Source organism: Streptomyces sp. NPDC052052, assembly GCF_040680455.1.
Lineage (GTDB): Bacteria > Actinomycetota > Actinomycetes > Streptomycetales > Streptomycetaceae > Streptomyces.
In genome coordinates, this window is sequence record NZ_JBFAWU010000009.1 from 202,293 (window position 1) to 217,205 (window position 14,913).

Annotated in this window: 14 protein-coding genes and 1 pseudogene; 5 read left to right on the forward strand and 10 right to left on the reverse strand. The window is 69.3% G+C overall.

Annotated elements, in window-relative coordinates:
- Window positions 1-78 precede the first annotated feature (78 nt).
- Window positions 79-669 (forward strand): hypothetical protein, encoded by a 591-nt coding sequence (locus tag AB0L71_RS13570; RefSeq protein ID WP_365241977.1) that lies wholly within the window; start codon window positions 79-81, stop codon window positions 667-669.
- Between the two features lie 48 nt (window positions 670-717).
- Here AB0L71_RS13570 and AB0L71_RS13575 read toward each other — a convergent pair whose 3' ends face one another.
- Window positions 718-1,221, reverse strand: coding sequence for a hypothetical protein (locus AB0L71_RS13575; RefSeq protein ID WP_365241979.1), 504 nt, complete (start codon window positions 1,219-1,221; stop codon window positions 718-720).
- Window positions 1,222-1,313: 92 nt separating this feature from the next.
- On the opposite strand from AB0L71_RS13575, the pseudogene AB0L71_RS13580 reads away from it, so the two are divergent.
- A pseudogene (locus AB0L71_RS13580) lies at window positions 1,314-2,470 on the forward strand (IS701 family transposase).
- A gap of 288 nt (window positions 2,471-2,758) precedes the next feature.
- Here AB0L71_RS13580 and AB0L71_RS13585 read toward each other — a convergent pair.
- From AB0L71_RS13585 to AB0L71_RS13620, 8 genes are all read right to left on the reverse strand, one after another.
- Window positions 2,759-3,628, reverse strand: a complete 870-nt coding sequence (locus AB0L71_RS13585; RefSeq protein WP_365241980.1) for an alpha/beta hydrolase — start codon at window positions 3,626-3,628, stop codon at window positions 2,759-2,761.
- 115 nt (window positions 3,629-3,743) lie between these two features.
- Complete coding sequence (locus AB0L71_RS13590) at window positions 3,744-4,244, reverse strand: hypothetical protein (protein ID WP_365241982.1); 501 nt, start codon at window positions 4,242-4,244, stop codon at window positions 3,744-3,746.
- Between the two features lie 223 nt (window positions 4,245-4,467).
- Window positions 4,468-4,959, reverse strand: coding sequence for a hypothetical protein (locus AB0L71_RS13595; RefSeq protein WP_365241984.1), 492 nt, complete (start codon window positions 4,957-4,959; stop codon window positions 4,468-4,470).
- A gap of 128 nt (window positions 4,960-5,087) precedes the next feature.
- Complete coding sequence (locus AB0L71_RS13600) at window positions 5,088-5,750, reverse strand: GNAT family N-acetyltransferase (protein WP_365241986.1); 663 nt, start codon at window positions 5,748-5,750, stop codon at window positions 5,088-5,090.
- Window positions 5,751-5,860: 110 nt separating this feature from the next.
- Window positions 5,861-6,805: an LD-carboxypeptidase gene (locus AB0L71_RS13605; protein ID WP_365241988.1), complete on the reverse strand. Its 945-nt coding sequence runs from the start codon at window positions 6,803-6,805 to the stop codon at window positions 5,861-5,863.
- Entirely contained in the window at window positions 6,802-8,790 is a 1,989-nt protein-coding gene (locus tag AB0L71_RS13610) for a prolyl oligopeptidase family serine peptidase (RefSeq protein ID WP_365241990.1), read from the reverse strand. The genes AB0L71_RS13605 and AB0L71_RS13610 overlap by 4 nt, the downstream gene beginning before the upstream one ends.
- Before the next feature lie 22 nt (window positions 8,791-8,812).
- Window positions 8,813-10,156 (reverse strand): M20/M25/M40 family metallo-hydrolase, encoded by a 1,344-nt coding sequence (locus AB0L71_RS13615; protein ID WP_365241992.1) that lies wholly within the window; start codon window positions 10,154-10,156, stop codon window positions 8,813-8,815.
- Window positions 10,149-10,982 (reverse strand): M55 family metallopeptidase, encoded by an 834-nt coding sequence (locus tag AB0L71_RS13620; RefSeq protein ID WP_365241994.1) that lies wholly within the window; start codon window positions 10,980-10,982, stop codon window positions 10,149-10,151. Before AB0L71_RS13620 ends, AB0L71_RS13615 begins: the two co-directional genes overlap by 8 nt.
- Window positions 10,983-11,185: 203 nt before the next feature.
- Between AB0L71_RS13620 and AB0L71_RS13625 the strand changes: the two genes are divergently transcribed.
- Genes AB0L71_RS13625 through AB0L71_RS13635 form a run of 3 tightly spaced genes read left to right on the forward strand, consistent with a single transcriptional unit; the run spans window position 11,186 to window position 13,551 of the window.
- Complete coding sequence (locus tag AB0L71_RS13625; RefSeq protein ID WP_365241996.1) at window positions 11,186-12,130, forward strand: ABC transporter ATP-binding protein; 945 nt, start codon at window positions 11,186-11,188, stop codon at window positions 12,128-12,130.
- Entirely contained in the window at window positions 12,127-13,101 is a 975-nt protein-coding gene (locus tag AB0L71_RS13630) for an ABC transporter permease subunit (RefSeq protein ID WP_365241998.1), read from the forward strand. The genes AB0L71_RS13625 and AB0L71_RS13630 overlap by 4 nt, the downstream gene beginning before the upstream one ends.
- A 45-nt stretch (window positions 13,102-13,146) precedes the next feature.
- On the forward strand, window positions 13,147-13,551 hold the full coding sequence (locus AB0L71_RS13635; RefSeq protein WP_365242000.1) for a GntR family transcriptional regulator: 405 nt from the start codon (window positions 13,147-13,149) through the stop codon (window positions 13,549-13,551).
- 139 nt (window positions 13,552-13,690) lie between these two features.
- Here AB0L71_RS13635 and AB0L71_RS13640 read toward each other — a convergent pair whose 3' ends face one another.
- Window positions 13,691-14,737, reverse strand: coding sequence for a chitinase (locus tag AB0L71_RS13640; protein ID WP_365242001.1), 1,047 nt, complete (start codon window positions 14,735-14,737; stop codon window positions 13,691-13,693).
- Between the last annotated feature and the right edge of the window lie 176 nt (window positions 14,738-14,913).

Sequence of the window (14,913 nt, forward strand, 5' to 3'; positions counted from 1 at the left end):
GCCGGGCCATCGGGAGTGATGCACGGGCAGGACTCGTTCCGGAGCCTAACCGCCGTACCAGAGGGGAACGGTCAACGCATGTTGGTATCCACGCGACTGCGCGACCACCTTCGGACCCATGCACCCACGTACGTCGGTCTCGCAGCTGTCATCGGCACGGTCATCGCCGGGCATCTCCAGGCGCAGAGCGTTCTGGAGACGGGAGAGAGACAGGCGGCAAGCGTCCTGGAAGCGACGCGGGACGAGGTGGCCGGCCGACAGGACCAGGACCGGGCGCGTGAGCAGGTGACCCGCTACGGCGAACTGATCCAGGCCTCCACCCGCATGCGCCTGCTGATGCAGCGCTTCGAGAAGCTCGACGCCCCGTCCCGACGTGATCCGGCGGTCGTCGCGGAGTTCACTGCGGGCACCGACGACCTGGCCGCGAGGGCGAACTCGGCGGCGGTGATCCTGCAGAGCCATGAGAGCGAGGTGGTGCGGGAGAACTCCCACGGCATCGCCTTCACGCTTCCTTACGCCGCCCAGTGCCTGGAGACGGGTCTGCCGGGCAACGCGAACGGCTACCGGGTGGATTACCCGGGCCGGGGCCTCATCAGGTGCGGAGACCTGCGGGACTGGCTGGAAGTCCACGAGACCAACCTCGCCAAGGAGTTACCCACCTTCTCCTAGTACGACAGCGGCAGTTGCTGGGTGCGCACGGAAGACTCGTAGATTCGATCAGCCGGTGCCGGACCCACGCACGGCCTGCTCCCACAGGTCCAGCCCCTCTCGAAGGAGTTCGCGCACGGCCGCGGTCTCCTCGTCCGTCCAGGCTCCCTCGCCAGCGGTCGGCTCGAGAGCGTCACCGCCGAAGATCTTTTCGTAGGCGCTGTCGTGGATCGATCCTTGGGAAGGAAGGAATGGGCCGGCCTTCAGGCTGTGGGAGAGGTCTTCGAAGAAGTTCCACGCCTCCAGCAGCAGTCCTGCCGAGACCGAGCCAAGGCTAGGGTGCTCGACCCACCGCCGTACGGCGCCCAGATCGAGAGTGCCTTCGCCCTCCCAGACAAGCTCCCAGCCGTTGCGATCACAGTGTTCCTGCAGCGTCTTGAGGTCATGGAACGCGAGAAGTCTTCCGAGTTCATCAACGGCGAGCTCATCGGGGGCATCGCCCTCTCCGGGCCGCCAGATCAGCGTTGAGTCGCCTCTCCTGGTCACGATTCGGTACGGATAGTAGTCGGCCATGCCGGGTCTCCCTGGTGCCGCGGCGGCACTCACCGCGTGGGTCATCTTGCCTGCAGTGATCGTCGTGTGGTGACTTCTGATCAGGTGAAGCTGTGGGTTCGGAGCTGGCGGGTCTGGGGCCGCGGATCGCTCGGGGTTTCGAGCGGTCGGAGCCGCGGGCGACAGCGGTCACCTATGTAGAGGGGCTGCTGGCGGACGTGCCGCGCAAGAACGGGTGACAGCTGGCTGAGCAAGCCGGTGCCGCGACGCCCTGGTCGACGCAGCGGCTACTGGGGGCCGCCCGCTGGGATGCGGACGAGGTCCGCGATGTGGTGCTTTCCTACGTGGTCGAGCGTCTGGAGAGCCCGACGCGGTGCTGGTCCTGGACGAGACGGGGTTCTTGAAGAAGGGTAGCCGGTCGGCGGGCGTTCAGCGGCAGTACACGGGCACGGCGGGACGGATTGAGAACTGCCAGGTGGGGGTGTTCTTGGGCTACGCGTCCTCGCGCGGGCGGGTACTGATTGACCGGGAGTTGTACCTACCGGACGAGTCGTGGGCGCGTGACGCGGGTCGGCGCAAGGATGCGGCGGTGCCCGAGGAGGTGTGCTTCGCCTCCAAGCCGGAGCTGGGCCGTCGCATGTCGGCCCGTGCACTGGCGGCCGGGGCTCCGTTCGCGTGGGTGGCCGTGGATTCGGTCCACGGTCAACATCCAGGTCTGCGGGAGTGGTGCGAGGCGAAGGCTCTGCGGTATGCGATGGCGGTCCCCTCGCACTTCAAGGTCATGGCCGCCTGCCGGTCCGTCCAGGTTCACACCCTGATGCCCCGGATTCCCAAAGAGGCCTGGGAGAGACGTAGTTGCGGTCAGGGCTCCAAGGGGGTGCGAAGCTACGACTGGGCAACCGTCGAGGTGGGGGTGCGGCACTCGGCCCGACGAGGCGCGGCTCTGGCCGCACCGGCTGCGGGCTTCGAGCATCTGTTGTTGGTGCGGCGTTCCATCGCCGATTCGGCCGAGATCGCGTTCTTCCTCGTCCACGGGCCGGTGAGGACCGCGCTGGAGGAGGTGGTGGCCGTGGTGGGCGCGCGCTGGTCGGTCGAGGAGTGCTTCGAGACCGCAAAGAATGAGTGCGGTCTCGACCAGTACGAGGTCCGCACGTGGTCGGCCTGGTATCGACACATAACACTGGCCATGCTTGCCGCCGCCCTCCTGGCGGTGATCCGGGCCGACCACTCGACCCCAAAGGGGGCGGTCACGCGAGACAAACCAAGCTGATTCGCCTGTCCTGCAACGAGATCCGCAAGCTCCTCGCGCGCACACTCCCACGGCCGCTCGACGACCTCGCCCACACTTTGGCCTGGTCTCGCTCCGCCGCCACCACCAGGCCCAGGCCGAGATCAGCCACTGGCGACGACACGGCTACCCTCACCATCTACAAGTGCCGCTGTAGTACTGGTGCCGCAACAGGAAACGTCTGCCCCCTGCCTTCGATCACCGGAGGCCCGAAATGGCTCGCCGGTCGACCTGCCAGACCGCCCCGGATTACCGAGGCCGGGGTGCGGGTCAGGCGCTCACCGCCTCTTGGTGGGAGAGCCAGAAGTCGAGTAGAGCAGAGGTCACCTCGGCGGGCCGGTGAACATTGGGAGAATGCCCACCGCCCTCGATCCTGACCAACCGTGCCCCCAGATCTCGGGCCATCCGTTCGACTCCCTCTGGCGCCCATGTTTCATCAGGGGTTCCTGAAATCACGGCTTTGGGGGTTGACAGCCGCGCCAGTCGAGGCGTCTCGTCCTCCTCGTTCAGCATCTGCTCCGCGGCAGCTACCAGCTGCATGGGGATATTGCTCAACCACCGCTTCTCCAAGAAGAGCTCAACATCCTCGGGGGCCGCGACATCCTTGTTTCGCACGAAGGGCCACATGTCAGCCAGATTCATCGAGTCGATGACGGAAAGCAGCAGTTGGAGACGTTCCTGCTGCCAGGAAGAGACACGGGCAGGACCGAAGTTCATCAACGTGACCGACGCCCAGAGGGAAGGATCTCCCTGACTGGCGAGCACTGCTGCGCGTGCGACGATCCCTCCGTGCGAGTGCCCCAGGAGATGCACGGGTCCAGCGTTGAGGTGCTTGACGATGGCAACCAGATCACTCGCCAGATCGTCGCGGGAGTATGAGGGTTCTGACGACGCCCTACCGGTTTCGTACTGGCCCCGGCCGTCGACGGCCAGTACCCGCACGCCCTCTTTGCTGAGGTGAGGCAGCATGGGGAGGAAGTCCTCCTTGCTACCCATGAATCCGGGAACAAGTACGGCCGTCGCCCGGGACGGACCTTGTCCACCAGGAGCGACGTCGAGGGCCGTGAAGACTCCTCGCTCCGTATGAAGGCGAACGAGACGTGCATTGTCAGGAATTTCCAGGCTCAATAGCTGACTCATGGGACAGCATGATAGGCACGCCATCGAAGCATCACGTGCCCGACGCGATCGGGCTTCATCCTTCAACCTCGTTTGTTTGAGGCGGGGTTCGACCCTCGCGCTGATACTCGGAGCCTTATCGCGGCCTGGGCAGCCTCACCCGCGGATCGTTGCGATGCCACCCGCCGAAGCGCCCAATCGCCTTCCAGAATTTCCTTTCTCCGTTCCTCTGCACCTGCCTGCCGGATTCCCACGAGAGGACCTCACGCCCGTATGCGCTCCGAGCGATGTCATTCACGTCCTCCTCGATGAGCCGCAGGTGCGCACCCAGCCTCTGGATGCCGTCGTTGCTGTCCCGCAGGTACACGTAGGCGATCAGCAGCACGATCCCCACAACCAGAATCCGCCAGAGCCCCAGATCGCTACCGAGAGTTGCCGCAATGGCAGTTGCCGCGCCGGCGTACCCGGCCAGTTGCTGCCTTGCACCGATCCTTTGCACCACCTCGTCCCGAAGGGACTCGTACTCCTTCATGCGAAGTTCGATGACCTCACGAGCCTTTTCAATCTCATCGGTCCCGCTCATGACACCTCCCCTTTCAGGGATGATGCCCTCCAGCAGTCCGACAAAATCCTTCACCTGAGCAGCCCCAGCGCGCCGTCTCTTCCAGCTGGCGAAACTGATCCGCGACGCCAGGACCGCACGGTACGGATGACGTCCCGGAACTTCCGTCGGGTTGGTCTCACGGCGCTCACGACGGATCACCTGCGATACGTGCCACTCCCGTGGGCCTGGTGCGGGTGGCGGCGCTGACGCAAGGACCCCCGGCACGAGCCGGGGGTCCTTGCCGCCGCCGGGGACGTCAGACGCAGATCTCGTCTCTCCAGGTCTGCGTCGCCGTGTCGGAGGTCTGCTTGAAGTGGATGACCGCGCACTGGAAGCGCTGCTGAATCTCAGCGCCCACCTTGCGCTCGTAGGAGACGGGGTAGCCGATCGGCCCTCGCTCGCATCCCTGGTCGCACCAGTATTCACCGATGGCTCCCCAGACGGGCCAGGCGCCGCTGCGCGGGGACCAGTAGATCGTTCCGTGCTCGAACTGGGTTCGCCGGCCGAACCCGTCGGGGTTGACCAGCTCGTCAGTGAGAGGGCATCCGAGCGGCCCGGAGCGGCCGTTCATCTCGATGTACCTCTTCTCGATGTCTCCCACGACCTTGTGCCCGCAGTAGGGGTCTTTGGTGTCGGCATGTGCGGTCGGTGAGACCGCGGCACAGAGGCCGGTCAGAAGGACCAGGGCGCCCAGCCCTACGCCGGTCCGGTTTCGAATTCCTCGCTGGCGGACTGCCCCGAAAAGCATGACGTCGCCACCTTCCTTGGTTGGTCACTGCTCACGGGTCAACGAGGTGAGCCGCCAGGGGAAACGGCGGATCACCTCGTTCGGGTCTCTCGGCCGGCCGCCCCCGCGGACGTCGTGGACGACACCGGTCACCCGGTCGCCGGACGCTCCCCGGACGGGCCCGAGTCCGGAAGCGTGGTCTCCGCACCCGGGCGTACGGCACGGCCCGGGCCCTCGACGCCGTCCTGGCCCTCCCGGCTCAGCATCTCGGCCGTGATCGCCCACCGCTCGTGGTCGCGCCAGGCCCCGTCGATGAAGAGGAAGTCCGGCGAGAACCCTTCGAGGCGAAAGCCGGCCCGTTCGACGAGGGCACGCGAACTCCTGTTGCCGGGCTGGATGTTGACTTCGAGACGGTGCAGGCCGAGCGGTCCGAAGGCGTATCGCAGGACCAGTCCCAGCCCTTCGCCCATCAGACCGCGCCCCGCCGCATGGGCGAAGGCGCCGTATCCGAGCGCACCGCACTGGAAGGCGCCGCGGACGATGTTGTTGATGTTGATGAACCCCGCGATCGCGCCCCCGGCCCCGCCCGGGCCGCCCCCGCGCTCGCAGACCAGAAGGCCCTCCTTGGCAGGGTCGTCGATCAGCCGGTCCGCGTAGGCGGCGTACGCGCGGGCGTGGTCGGGCGGGAAGAGCCAGGGGTGGTGCAGGTCCCGGCTCTCCCTCGCCCGGGTGGTGAACTCCTCGGCATCCGCCCGGGTGAGGGGCCGGATCGCCGCGCGGGGTCCCTCGGCCAGATATTCGCTTTCAGGCATCAGGCCACCTTAGGGGCTGCCCCCGCGGCCAGGGGCGGGCCGGCGCACGGCGTCCGATATGGTGCACCGCAAGGCGTGGCAGGCGCCCGCTCCCTCGCGGACCGGGACCGTCACACCAGGGCGGGCACCTCCGTGGTCAGCGTGGCGGGGCCGCCGTCGGCCGGTGCGTCCAGTACGGCGGGCACGCCGAGCGGAACCGTGAGCGTCGTCGGCCCGTGCCCGAAGCCCAACTCCTCGACGACAGGCACTCCGAGCGGTCCGAGCCGGTCGGCGAGGACCGCCCGCACCTGCTCGTACGGGCCGCACCCCGCCCAGGAACCGCACGCCACCCCGACGATCCCGTCGAGCGCCCCGGCCCTCAGCAACTGGGTCAGGATGCGGTCGATACTGTACGGGTCCTCGGTGGTGTCCTCGATCACCAGGAGTCCGCCCCGGGCGGAGCTCCGGGCGTGCGGTGTGCCGAGGTCGGCGGCGAGCAGGCTCACGCAGCCGCCGTAGGTGATCCCGCGGGCCCGGCCGGGAACCAGCCCCCGCGCACCGGGAAGGCCGAGGGTCCGTACCGACTCGGGCTCGAACAGGGTGGCCCGCAGGGACTCCTGGGTGTCCGGGTCCTTGAGGAAGGTGTCGGTGCCGACCATCGGGCCCTGCAGGGTGGCGAGCCCCACCCGGCCGGCGAACGCCTCGTGGAGCACGGTGATGTCGCTGTAGCCGACGAACACCTTGGGCCCGGCGGCACGCATCGCCGCCCAGTCGACCAGGTCGACCATGCGGTGCGCGCCGTACCCGCCGCGGGCACAGATCACCGCGTCGACGGACGGGTCGCACCAGGCCGTCTGGAGGTCCCGGGCCCGCGCCTCGTCCGTACCGGCGAGGTAGTCCAACTCCGGGTGCACCTCGCGGGAATGGGGCATCTCGACGGGTTCGAGATCCCAGCCGCGCAGGATGTCGAGCCCCGCCTCCATCCGGTCGGCGGGCACCGGCCCGCTGGGCGAGACGACGGCGACCCTGGCCCCCGGACGCAGCCGGGCGGGACGGGTCAGTGGGACGAGGGTCACTTCGTCAGCTCCAGACGCGGCACGTCGGGCCGTTCGAAACCGAACGTCTGGCTGTACAGGGAGAGTTCGGCCTCCAGGGAGCGGATCATGGTGTCGGCACGGCGGAAGCCGTGCCCCTCTCCCTCGAAGGTGAGATAGGCGTGCGGAATGCCGCGCCCCTCCGCCTTTGCGAGGAACCGATCGCACTGGACGGGCGGGCAGATCGGGTCGTCGAGCCCCTGGAGCAGGAGGAAGGGGGTGGTCAGCCGGTCGACGCGGGTCACCGGCGACCGGTCGTGGTAGCGGTCCGGGACCTCGGCGAGCGGACCCACCAGGGACTCCAGGTACTGCGACTCGAAGTCATGGGTCTCGCCCGTGCCCCATCCGGTCAGATCGAGGATGGGATAGATGATCGTGCCGCAGGCGTAGACGTCGGTGCTGGTCAGCGAGGCCGCCGTGGTCCAGCCGCCGGCGCTGCCGCCCCGGATGGCCAGCCTCCGTCCGTCGGCCGCCCCCTCGGCGGCCAGGGCCTGGGCGACGGCCGCGCAGTCCTCGACGTCGACCACGCCCCACTGTTCGCGCAGCCGGTTGCGGTAGGCCCTGCCGTAGCCGGCGGAGCCGCCGTAGTTGACCTCGGCGACACCGATGCCGCGCGAGGTGAAGTAGGCGATCCCCAGGGCGAGGACGAGCGAGGCGTGGCCGGTGGGGCCGCCGTGCGCCCAGATCACATAGGGCGGCAGTTCCCCCTCGGGACCGGTCCGGTCGGGGTTGCGGGGCGGGTAGATCTGGGCGTGGATCTCACGCCCGTCGACCCCGGTGAAGGTGCGTTCCTCGGGCTGCGGGTAGTAGGCGGGGTCCACCGCGTCCTGGTGCGGTGAGCCGATGACCCGGGTACGGCCGGTCGCGGTGTCCAGTTCGACGACCTCGTAGGCGCTGTACGGGCTCGCGGCGATGCCGATGACCCGGCTGCCCTGCACGGCGAGCGACCCGGCCCATTCGGTCCAGGGCCCGGCGACGTCGGTGAGTTCGCCGGTCTCCGGGTCGAGGATGCCGAGCGTGGTGGTGCCCGCGCCGTGGATGGTGCCGATCAGGCCGTTCTCCAGCGGCCGGAACCAGCTGAGACCGATCTTCCAGAGCGGTCCGGCGAACTCCTGCTCCCGGGGGCAGAGTGCGACCACCCCCTGGTCCGGGTCGGCGCGGTAGAGGTTCCACCAGCCGCTGCGGTCGCCGGCGAGGAGGAGCTGTCCGTCGGCACCCCACTCGATCTGCGGCACCGACTCCTCGGGACCGCCGCAGAAGCTCCGTACCTGGTGGAACGTACCGTCCTCGGTCACGTCCGCGAGCATCACCTCGGTGCCGTCCCACGGCATCCGCGGATGGTCCCAGGCGATCCAGGCGGCCTGGCGGCCGTCGGGTGAGAGCTTGGGTCCGGTGACGAACCGGTGGCTGTCGTCGGTGAGTTCGCGGATCGCCGACCGGTCGTCGGCCGCCGAGCCGTCCAGCGGTACGGCGGCGATCACCCGGCGCAGATCGGTGGGGGCCTCACCGGTGAACTCCTCCAGGACGCACCACACCTCCCCCTGCTCCCCGCGGTCGAGGTGGAGTCGCGGGTCGACCCAGCGCAGCCCGCCGCCGATCGCCGAGACCGGGGTGAGCGGCCGGGGCTCATCGGGCAGGTCCGGGGCGTAGGCGTAGAGCCGCTGGTCGGCGAAGTCGACGAAGACGACCAGCGGGCCGCCCTCGGCGCGTTCGGCCCCGGCCCAGGACTGTCCGCCGTACTCGATGACGCGGCTCCGTACGTTCCACGGAGCGGGCAGCACACTGCCGACGGCGCCGTCCGCCGTGCACCGCATCAGGGTGTAGCGGCCCGCCTCGGCCGGGCGCGGCTCGGTCCACCACACCTCGTCGCCGACCACGCCGACGTAGTCCGGGCGGCCGTCGTGCGAGGCGGCAAGCCGGGCGTCGATCGGCGACGGCCATGTTCCGTAGGCCTCTGTGGACTTCATCTTCAACTCCCCCAATACCGGGTCAGGCAGTACGCAGATAGTGATCGAGGACGCGGACGCCGAAGTGCAGTGCCTCGACGGGGACGCGTTCGTCGACGCCGTGGAACAGCGCCTGGTAGTCGAAGCCGACGGGCAGCTTCAGCGGCGAGAAGCCGTAGCCGGTGATGCCGAGCCGGGAGAACTGCTTGGCGTCCGTGCCGCCCGACATGCAGTACGGCACGGCCCGGCCTTCCGGGTCGAAGCGTTCGACGGCGGCACGCAGCTTCGCGAAGGTCGGCGAGTCGACCGGGGCCTGCAGAGGGACTTCGCGGTGGTGGAACTCCCAGTCGACATCGGGTCCGGTCAACTCGTCCAGGGCGGTGTGGAACTCGTCCTCGCAACCGGGGAGCATCCGGCCGTCGATGAAGGCGGTGGCGTGGCCCGGGATGACGTTGACCTTGTACCCGGCCTCCAGCATGGTCGGGTTGGAGCTGTTGCGGACGGTCGGCTCGACCAGGGCGGCGGCCGGTCCGAGCTTGCCGAGCAGCTCGTCCACGTCGAAGCCGGGTGCGTCGAGGTCGGCCTGGATGCCGTGGAGGGCGGCGAGCTCGGTGAGTGCGGCGCGGACGGTCGGGGTGAGCCGGACCGGCCAGGCGTGGTTGCCGATCCTGGTGACGGCAGCGGCGAGGGCGGTGACCGCGTTGGCCCGGTTGACCTTGGAGCCGTGTCCGGCCTTGCCGTGTGCGGTGAGTTTCAGCCAGGCGGTGCCGCGTTCACCGGCCGCGATCGGGTAGAGCGGCAGGTCCGGTCCGGCGTGGAAGGTGAAGGCGCCGGATTCACTGATGCCCTCCGTGCACCCCTCGAAGAGTGCGGCGTGCTGGTCGGCGAGGAAGCCGGAGCCGTCCTCGGCGCTGGCCTCCTCGTCGGCGGTGTACGCGATCACGATGTCGCGGCGGGGCCGGACGCCGGTCCTCGCCCAGGCCCGGGCGACGGCCAGGACCATGGCGTCCATGTTCTTCATGTCGATGGCGCCGCGCCCCCAGACGACACCGTCGCGGACCTCCCCGGAGAAGGGGTGCACGGTCCAGTCGTCGGGCTCGGCCGGGACGACGTCGAGGTGGCCGTGGACGAGCAGGGCGTCGGCGGAGGGGTCGGTGCCCTCGATCCGGGCCACCACGTTGGTCCGTCCCGGCGTGCGCTCCAGCAGGGTGGGTTCCAGCCCGGCGGCGGCCAGCCGCTCGGCCACGTACTCGGCGGCCGGGCGTTCCCGGCAGTCACCGCTGCCGCGGTTGGTGGTGTCGATCCGGATGAGTTCGGAGGTGAACGTCACCACCTCGTCGAGCGCCCGCTGATCGATGTTCTCCGTGGGGTCGGTCGTCTCAGCCATACTGCTCCTCCACGGCGGACGAAACGACCGTCGTCACTGCCTTGAACGTGCGGATACCTTCGTACATCGTCGAGCTGGTGTAGGCGACGCGCCGTTCCCCACTGGGCACGACGCCGGGGACCACGGTGGCCGCCGCGGACAGGTGCGCGGCGTCGAACTCCAGCTCGATGGTGAAGGGTCCGCCCTCCACCGGGGTGTGGCGCACGGCGAGTGCGGCCGCTTCCCTGGCCGCCGCGCGGATGTCCGCGGCGGTACGTTCCGGGGTGCGGCACACCGCCGCGTACCGCGACACGTAGTCCTTCACGGCGACCTTGCCGGCCGCGGGGGCGTAGCCGTCCGCGTCCCGGCAGGTCAGGTCGTCGCCGGTGACCAGGACGACGGGGACGCCGTACTCGGCCACGACATGCGCGTTGAGGAGACCCTCACTGGCCCGGGTGCCGTTGAGCCAGACCCCGGTGATGGAGTTCGCCAGATAGGTGTGGGCCAGCACGCCCTCCGCGCCGGCGCCCGTGTGATAGCCGACGAAGGCGATGCCGTCGACGTCGCCGTGCTGGATGCCCTCCACCATGGAGAGGGACTTGTGCCGGCCGGTGAGCATCTGGACCCGGTTGTCGAGCTGCTCCAGCAGGAGGTTGCGCATGGACCAGTGGGCCTCGTTGATGAGCACCTCGTCGGCGCCGCCGTCGTAGAAACCGAGCGCCGCCGCGTTCACGTCGGAGGTGAACAGGGAACGGCACCGTTCCCATTGGGGGGTGCCGGGCAGCACATCGGCCGGCCAGGTCACACCGGTGGCGCCTTCCATGTCCGCGCTGATGAGGATCTTCATGCGGGCTCACGCTACGCGTCGAAGAACCGCCAGGCCAGAGCCGGAGAAAGGTTCAGTGGTCCAGTCCTCCGAAGGAAGGGCGCCCCCTCCCCCGAACAGCCACATTCCCGGCGTTCCCCAGCCCGCCCCTCCGGCAGGGACTTGACGCCCTTCACCGCAAAGGCAATGATTCCATTAATTGATTAATGGAATTGGGGGAGTGAATGACAGCGACACTGGCGCCGGACGGAGCGTCCGGCGGATGGGCGCTGGAGGCCCGCGGCCTGGGTAAGCACTACCGCCGCGGCTGGGCACTGCGCGACTGTTCCTTCCGGCTTCCGGCCGGGCGGATCTGTGGTCTCGTCGGCCCCAACGGGGCGGGCAAGAGCACCCTGCTGGGTATCGCGACCCGACAGGTATCGCCGACCCAGGGCGAACTACGCGTATTCGGCGCACCGTTGGACGATCCCGCGACGATGCCGAGGGTTGCGTTCCTCGGCCAGGACAAGCCGCTGTTCAAGCGGTTCACCGTGGCGGAGACGCTGCGGATGGGCGAGGAGCTCAACCCGGGCTGGGACGCGGCGGCGGCGGAGCGAATCGTCCGGTCGGGCCAGGTGCCCATGGACGCCCGGATCGGCACGCTCTCCGGTGGCCAGCACACCCGGGTGGCGCTCGCCCTCGCCTTCGGCAAGCGGCCCGACCTGCTGCTGCTCGACGAGCCGATGGCCGACCTCGATCCCCTGGCACGCCACGACATGAGCGCCCTGCTGATGTCGGAGGCCGTGGAGCACGGCACCACGGTGATGATGTCCTCGCACCTGCTGTCCGAGCTGGAGGACATGTGCGACTACCTGCTGGTCCTGGCCGACGGCCGGGTCCGGCTGGCGGGTGACGCGGACGCGGTCGTCCCGGCCCACGCCCTGGTGACGGGGGTGGCCGGTGACGGCAACCCGGCCGAGCTGCTGGCCCCCCACACGGTGGTCGAAGTCCGCGTCCGGGGCAGGCAGTTCCAGGCACTGGTACGACCGGACGGCCCGCTGCCGGCCGACTGGGTCGTCGCGGAACCCAGCCTGGAAGAGGTGCTGTTGGCGCATCTCCGCTCAACCGACGCACCCGCCCTGTTCACACCCGGTGCCGGTATCGAGGCCGAAGGGATCCCCACCGCATGACCGCCCTCTCCACCGAGACGCCCCGCACCGGACGGAAGTCCGGCCCCCGTCTGCTGCACGGGCTGAACTGGCTCGTCGTGCGTCAGCACCGGGCCGCGCTGTCGGCCGTACTCGCCGCGACGGTCCTCGGCTCGGTCTGGATCGTGTACCAGCGCGACGAGATGCGCCAGTTGCTCGAAGCGGCCGGCTGGCCGGAGGAGGATCTGTCGCAGCCGACGTTCAGCTCCACGGGTGTGAGCCTCACGCTGACCGCACTGTCCGCGCTGCCGTTGGTCCTCGCCGTCTTCCTCGGTGCCCCGCTGTTCTCGGGCGATCACGAGCACGGCACCGCGCGGCTGGTCACCACCCAGTCCGTGTCCCGCCTTCGCTGGGCGGCGACCAAGCTCGCCTGGTGCTACGCGGCCGTGATCCTGTGCGGCGTCGCGCTCTCCGTGTTCTTCACCTGGTGGTGGAAGCCCTACCGCTCGGTGTTCCCCAGCCTCTGGTCGGAAGGGACGATCTTCGACAGCACCGGTCCGGTACTCCCCGCACTCTGCCTCTTCCTGACGGCCCTCGGCATCACGCTCGGTGTGCTGCTGCGCCGTGTCCTCACGTCCATGGTGGTCACCTTCGCCGTCGGCGCGTTCCTCGTCGTCGTCTGGGACCAGATGCTCGTCCACCTGGCCCCGTCGCGCATGCTCGCCTACCCGCTCAACACCGACACGCCTGCGCGGCTGAACGAGATGAGCGAGCTGGACCGCTGGATCGGCTCGGCCGACGGCCATCTCTACGGCTGGGGGCTCTGCGCCAAGGCCACCGAAGCGGCCTCGGACGCCTGCATCAAGGAACACGGCATCGTCAACGACGTCGTCGAGTACCTCGGTTACGACCAGATGCCGGCCATGCAGTGGACCGGGGCGGGCATCCTGCTCGCGGCCACCGTGGCGCTCACCGCTCTCACTCTGTGGCGGGTGTCGCGGAGGCCGCTCTAGGGCGGCGTACGGCGGTTTCGTATCGTTTCGACAGTCCGACAGGAGGTGAAGGCAGTGGTCGTGTTCCGCATCGACAGACGCAGCGGGGTGGCAACCTACCTCCAGATCGTGCGACAGGTCGAACAGGCGCTTCGGATGGGTGCGCTGGTGGCCGGCGACCGGCTGCCCACGGCCGCGCAGGTCGCGGCGGATACCAAGGTCAACCCCAACACGACGCTGAAGGCCTACCGCGAGCTGGAGCGCGGGGGCCTCGCCGAGGTCCGGCAGGGAGCGGGTACGTTCATCACGCGTTCCCTCGCACCGGCCCAGGAGGGCCCCGACTCCCCGTTGCGCTCCTCCCTCGTCCAGTGGCTGGACGAGGCACGGACCCAGGGCCTCAGCGGCCAGGAGGTCACCGCCCTCTTCCGGTCGGCCCACGCGGCGGTGTACCCGCCGGACGCGGAGGGATGAGGAGCGGCGCGGCCTCCGGCACGTTGGCTGAGGGTGCGTCGTCCGCCGGCGCACCTCCTTGCCGGGCGGGCCGGCGAGGTGGACGCCAGGCCCGGACGGCTGACACGCCCTCCGTCCACGCCGTCGCGGAAGCCGGGGGTCAGCCACTCAGCGCCTGCGCGAACGCTCCCGCCTCCTGCGCGACTCCGCTGCAGGTGTCGTCGGCCTTCGAGGTGTCCTCGTCGGCGCACTCCTGATCGCGGAAGGTGGCCCACTGGGAGAGCGCGCCCACTCCCCTGCGTTGGGCAAAGGCGCGCAGGGACGCCGCGTCGGCGAGAGTGAACGTCTCCCCCTCCACGTCGTTGACGCCGATCATCACGGTGATGTGCAGCGCCCGCCAGGCCGCGGTGTCCGACAGGCCCAGTACGTCGGTGAGCTGGTCGTGGGCCGCCTCGGCGGCCTGCTGCGCGTAGTCGCCCATGTCTCCGTCGTGTGCGGAGCTGTAGTTCATCGCCATGATGTTCACGGCGGACACCTCGACGTTCCGCTCTGCGGCGTCGCTCAGCAGGTCGATCCCGCTCGTCTCCAGGCCGTCCGGCATCACGGGCAGGGTGTACGTGACATCGAGGTCCCGCTCCTTCTGGAGCAGGCGCAGTGCCTGATCGCGGCGGATGACCGACGCCCGGTCGGTGAGCGCGTCGCCCTCGATGTCGAAGTCGGCCTTGGCCGCACCGACCGCGTCGAGCACCTGCGCGTAGGCGTCGGCCAACTCCCGGGCGCTGTCGCAGGTGAGCGCGAGCTCGTTGCCGGCAGCCCCGCCGAAGGAGACCCGGATGTCCGCGCCGGTCGCGGTGAGCGCGGCGATGCGCGAGGCCACCGCCTTGTCACCGGCCTTCGTGGTGCCGCCCCACAGGGGGGTGCAGCGGTCGCCGTCGGCGACGACGAAGGCGAGGTTGTACGTGTCGGGGGAGCCGGCCGAGTCCGTGTCGGCGGCGGTCGTGGCGCTGACGTACGGGGTGTACGCCGTTGTGGACGCCGAGGCTCCGGGGGCGGTCCCCGGCCCCGCGCTCCGTTCCTGGATCGCCGCCGTACCCGTCGCACAGGCGGAGCAGGCGAGTGGGAGTGCGAGCAATCCGGCGACGACGGACGTGACGCGCTTCGCGCGGCTGCCCGTACCACCGGAGGACCGCTTCGCTGAAATGTGCATGATGTTTGCACCTGCTCTCGTGAGGGTTGCCTCGAAACAGCGACAAGGAGGGACCGGAACACACTGAAACCTCTCATGCGCCCACTGTGAACGAGTCCACAGGACACTCACCGAAAAGAGCGGGAGCGAGGCGTTCATCAGCGTCAAACAGCAGGCCAGAGAGGCGGTTTGAGCAC